We start from the raw sequence: 5,456 nt of genomic DNA on the forward strand, positions 1-5,456 counted from the left end.
GCAAAAACCCCCGAATAATCGGGGGTTTTCTGAAAGGGTGTTTGGCAGTGACCTACTTTCGCATGGAAGAACCACACTATCATCGGCGCTGAGTCGTTTCACGGTCCTGTTCGGGATGGGAAGGCGTGGGACCAACTCGCTATGGCCGCCAAACTTAAACTGTTACAAATCGGTAAAACCTTAATCAATATATTCGGTGATGACTGAATCAGTCAGTAAGCTTTTCATTTGAAGTCCTTCAAATGATAGAGTCAAGCCTCACGAGCAATTAGTATGGGTTAGCTTCACGCGTTACCGCGCTTCCACACCCCACCTATCAACGTCCTGGTCTCGAACGACTCTTTAGTGTGGTTAAACCACAAGGGAAGTCTCATCTTCAGGCGAGTTTCGCGCTTAGATGCTTTCAGCGCTTATCTCTTCCGAACTTAGCTACCCGGCTATGCAACTGGCGTTACAACCGGTACACCAGAGGTTCGTCCACTCCGGTCCTCTCGTACTAGGAGCAGCCCCCGTCAAACTTCCAACGCCCACTGCAGATAGGGACCAAACTGTCTCACGACGTTTTAAACCCAGCTCACGTACCACTTTAAATGGCGAACAGCCATACCCTTGGGACCGACTACAGCCCCAGGATGTGATGAGCCGACATCGAGGTGCCAAACTCCGCCGTCGATATGAACTCTTGGGCGGAATCAGCCTGTTATCCCCGGAGTACCTTTTATCCGTTGAGCGATGGCCCTTCCATACAGAACCACCGGATCACTATGTCCTGCTTTCGCACCTGCTCGACTTGTCGGTCTCGCAGTTAAGCTACCTTTTGCCATTGCACTATCAGTCCGATTTCCGACCGGACCTAGGTAACCTTCGAACTCCTCCGTTACTCTTTGGGAGGAGACCGCCCCAGTCAAACTGCCTACCATGCACGGTCCCCGACCCGGATGACGGGTCTGGGTTAGAACCTCAAAGACACCAGGGTGGTATTTCAAGGACGGCTCCACAGAGACTGGCGTCTCTGCTTCTAAGCCTCCCACCTATCCTACACAAGTGACTTCAAAGTCCAATGCAAAGCTACAGTAAAGGTTCACGGGGTCTTTCCGTCTAGCAGCGGGTAGATTGCATCTTCACAACCACTTCAACTTCGCTGAGTCTCGGGAGGAGACAGTGTGGCCATCGTTACGCCATTCGTGCGGGTCGGAACTTACCCGACAAGGAATTTCGCTACCTTAGGACCGTTATAGTTACGGCCGCCGTTTACTGGGGCTTCGATCCGATGCTCTCACATCTTCAATTAACCTTCCAGCACCGGGCAGGCGTCACACCCTATACGTCCACTTTCGTGTTAGCAGAGTGCTGTGTTTTTAATAAACAGTCGCAGCCACCTATTCTCTGCGACCCTCCTGGGCTTACGGAGCAAGTCCTTAACCTTAGAGGGCATACCTTCTCCCGAAGTTACGGTATCAATTTGCCGAGTTCCTTCTCCCGAGTTCTCTCAAGCGCCTTAGAATTCTCATCCTGCCCACCTGTGTCGGTTTGCGGTACGGTTCGATTCAAACTGAAGCTTAGTGGCTTTTCCTGGAAGCGTGGTATCGGTTACTTCGTGTCCGTAGACACTCGTCGTCACTTCTCGGTGTTAAGAAGACCCGGATTTGCCTAAGTCTTCCACCTACCGGCTTAAACAAGCTATTCCAACAGCTTGCTAACCTAACCTTCTCCGTCCCCACATCGCATTTGAATCAAGTACAGGAATATTAACCTGTTTCCCATCGACTACGCATTTCTGCCTCGCCTTAGGGGCCGACTCACCCTACGCCGATGAACGTTGCGTAGGAAACCTTGGGCTTTCGGCGAGCGGGCTTTTCACCCGCTTTATCGCTACTCATGTCAACATTCGCACTTCTGATACCTCCAGCACACTTTACAATGCACCTTCATCGGCCTACAGAACGCTCCCCTACCATGCCGGTAAACCGGCATCCGCAGCTTCGGTTATAGATTTGAGCCCCGTTACATCTTCCGCGCAGGACGACTCGACCAGTGAGCTATTACGCTTTCTTTAAATGATGGCTGCTTCTAAGCCAACATCCTGGCTGTCTATGCCTTCCCACTTCGTTTACCACTTAATCTATCATTTGGGACCTTAGCTGGCGGTCTGGGTTGTTTCCCTCTTGACAACGGACGTTAGCACCCGCTGTCTGTCTCCCGAGGAACCACTTGATGGTATTCTGAGTTTGCCATGGGTTGGTAAGTTGCAATAACCCCCTAGCCATAACAGTGCTTTACCCCCATCAGTGTCTTGCTCGAGGCACTACCTAAATAGTTTTCGGGGAGAACCAGCTATCTCCGAGTTTGTTTAGCCTTTCACCCCTATCCACAGCTCATCCCCGCATTTTGCAACATGCGTGGGTTCGGTCCTCCAGTACCTGTTACGGCACCTTCAACCTGGCCATGGATAGATCACTCGGTTTCGGGTCTACACCCAGCAACTGTTCGCCCTATTAAGACTCGGTTTCCCTACGCCTCCCCTATTCGGTTAAGCTCGCTACTGAATGTAAGTCGTTGACCCATTATACAAAAGGTACGCAGTCACACCACTAGGGTGCTCCCACTGTTTGTATGCATCAGGTTTCAGGTTCTATTTCACTCCCCTCCCGGGGTTCTTTTCGCCTTTCCCTCACGGTACTGGTTCACTATCGGTCGATGATGAGTATTTAGCCTTGGAGGATGGTCCCCCCATATTCAGACAGGATTTCACGTGTCCCGCCCTACTTTTCGTACGCTTAGTACCACTATTGAGATTTCGAATACGGGACTATCACCCACTATGGTCAAGCTTCCCAGCTTGTTCTTCTATCTCAACAGTTATCACGTACAGGCTCCTCCGCGTTCGCTCGCCACTACTTGCGGAATCTCGGTTGATTTCTTTTCCTCCGGGTACTTAGATGGTTCAGTTCTCCGGGTTCGCTTCTCTAAGTCTATGTATTCAACTTAGGATACTGCATAGAATGCAGTGGGTTTCCCCATTCGGACATCGCGGGATCATAGCTTTATTGCCAGCTCCCCCGCGCTTTTCGCAGGCTTACACGTCCTTCGTCGCCTATCATCGCCAAGGCATCCACCTGATGCACTTATTCACTTGACTCTATCATTTCAAGAACTTCTTTGACTTTGTTTACCTACCCGTTGACTAGGGAAGTAAACTTGAAATTCCTACTTTGATAAAGCTTACTGCTTTGTTGTGTCTTAATCCTGCCTTTTGTGTTTCAGGATTAAGTCGATACAATCATCACCCAAATACTGTTTCGGTTTGCTTTTCCATGTTTTGACATTTGGAATCAACACCGGTTGCAACCGGTTTCGATTCGGCAAACCAACTTTTATTTGTTTGTTGATTTCGGCTTTCCAATTTGTTAAAGATCGATGCGTCGTTATTCTACTCCGCAAATCAAAATAAGTTGCTATAAAATATAAAAGTACAAATAAAATAAAAGCAACAGGATTACTTTGATTTGCAAAGTTTTGGTGGAGGCAAACGGGATCGAACCGATGACCCCCTGCTTGCAAAGCAGGTGCTCTACCAACTGAGCTATGCCCCCGTTATTGGTGGGTCTGGGAGGACTTGAACCTCCGACCCCACGCTTATCAAGCGTGTGCTCTAACCAGCTGAGCTACAAACCCGGATTCTCTTCTTAAGCGAACCTTGCCTTCACTCAAGCTTCTTCCGCATCTTTTCAGTTTACCGATAAGTGTGAATGCCTAAAGCCTCTTCTTTCTCTAGAAAGGAGGTGATCCAGCCGCAGGTTCCCCTACGGCTACCTTGTTACGACTTCACCCCAGTCATGAAGCATACCGTGGTAAGCGGGCTCCTTGCGGTTACCCTACCTACTTCTGGTATCCCCCACTCCCATGGTGTGACGGGCGGTGTGTACAAGACCCGGGAACGTATTCACCGCAGTATGCTGACCTGCGATTACTAGCGATTCCGACTTCATGCACTCGAGTTGCAGAGTGCAATCCGGACTACGATCGGTTTTGTGAGATTGGCTCCACCTCGCGGCTTGGCTACCCTCTGTACCGACCATTGTATGACGTGTGAAGCCCTGGTCATAAGGGCCATGAGGACTTGACGTCATCCCCACCTTCCTCCGGCTTGTCACCGGCAGTCTCATTAGAGTGCCCAACTGAATGATGGCAACTAATGACAAGGGTTGCGCTCGTTGCGGGACTTAACCCAACATCTCACGACACGAGCTGACGACAGCCATGCAGCACCTGTGTTACGGCTCCCGAAGGCACTCCTCCGTCTCTGGAGGATTCCGTACATGTCAAGACCAGGTAAGGTTCTTCGCGTTGCATCGAATTAATCCACATCATCCACCGCTTGTGCGGGTCCCCGTCAATTCCTTTGAGTTTTAATCTTGCGACCGTACTCCCCAGGCGGTCAATTTCACGCGTTAGCTACGCTACTGAACAATCAAGTTGCCCAACAGCTAATTGACATCGTTTAGGGCGTGGACTACCAGGGTATCTAATCCTGTTTGCTACCCACGCTTTCGAGCATGAACGTCAGTGTTATCCCAGGAGGCTGCCTTCGCCATCGGTATTCCTCCACATCTCTACGCATTTCACTGCTACACGTGGAATTCTACCTCCCTCTGACACACTCTAGTCACCCAGTTCAGAACGCAGTTCCCAGGTTAAGCCCGGGGATTTCACATCCTGCTTAAGTAACCGTCTGCGCTCGCTTTACGCCCAGTAATTCCGATTAACGCTCGCACCCTACGTATTACCGCGGCTGCTGGCACGTAGTTAGCCGGTGCTTATTCTTCAGGTACCGTCATCAGCCGCTGATATTAGCAACAGCCTTTTCTTCCCTGACAAAAGTCCTTTACAACCCGAAGGCCTTCTTCAGACACGCGGCATGGCTGGATCAGGCTTGCGCCCATTGTCCAAAATTCCCCACTGCTGCCTCCCGTAGGAGTCTGGGCCGTGTCTCAGTCCCAGTGTGGCGGATCATCCTCTCAGACCCGCTACTGATCGTCGCCTTGGTAGGCCTTTACCCCACCAACTAGCTAATCAGATATCGGCCGCTCGAATAGCGCAAGGCCCGAAGGTCCCCTGCTTTCCCTCTCAAGACGTATGCGGTATTAGCTGATCTTTCGATCAGTTATCCCCCACTACTCGGTACGTTCCGATATGTTACTCACCCGTTCGCCACTCGCCACCCAAGAAGCAAGCTTCTCTGTGCTGCCGTCCGACTTGCATGTGTAAAGCATGCCGCCAGCGTTCAATCTGAGCCAGGATCAAACTCTTATGTTCAATCTCTAACTTTTTAACTTCTGGTCTGCTTCAAAGAAACCAACAGGACAATGTTCAAAACATTATCTTGTCTGTCTTTCAAACAGTGTGAGGCTCAAGGCACTCACACTTATCGGTAATCTGTTTTGTTAAAGAGCGTT

At 50.4% G+C, this 5,456-nt stretch carries 2 tRNA genes and 3 rRNA genes; all 5 read right to left on the reverse strand.

What is annotated here, in order from left to right:
* Positions 1-39: 39 nt before the first annotated feature.
* Positions 40-153, reverse strand: a 5S ribosomal RNA gene (rrf, locus tag Q9J80_RS10715).
* Positions 154-247: 94 nt separating this feature from the next.
* A 23S ribosomal RNA gene (locus Q9J80_RS10720) occupies positions 248-3,139 on the reverse strand.
* A 378-nt stretch (positions 3,140-3,517) separates the two neighbouring features.
* Positions 3,518-3,593: transfer RNA gene (locus Q9J80_RS10725), tRNA-Ala, on the reverse strand.
* Positions 3,594-3,598: 5 nt separating this feature from the next.
* A tRNA-Ile gene (locus tag Q9J80_RS10730) sits at positions 3,599-3,675 on the reverse strand.
* Positions 3,676-3,775: 100 nt separating this feature from the next.
* Positions 3,776-5,316: ribosomal RNA gene (locus Q9J80_RS10735) — 16S ribosomal RNA — on the reverse strand.
* The 16S, 23S and 5S rRNA genes sit together here with 2 tRNA genes alongside, the layout of an rRNA operon.
* Between the last annotated feature and the right edge of the window lie 140 nt (positions 5,317-5,456).

It is taken from the genome of Neisseria blantyrii (assembly GCF_962747855.1).
GTDB classification, from domain to species: Bacteria; Pseudomonadota; Gammaproteobacteria; order Burkholderiales; family Neisseriaceae; genus Neisseria; species Neisseria viridiae.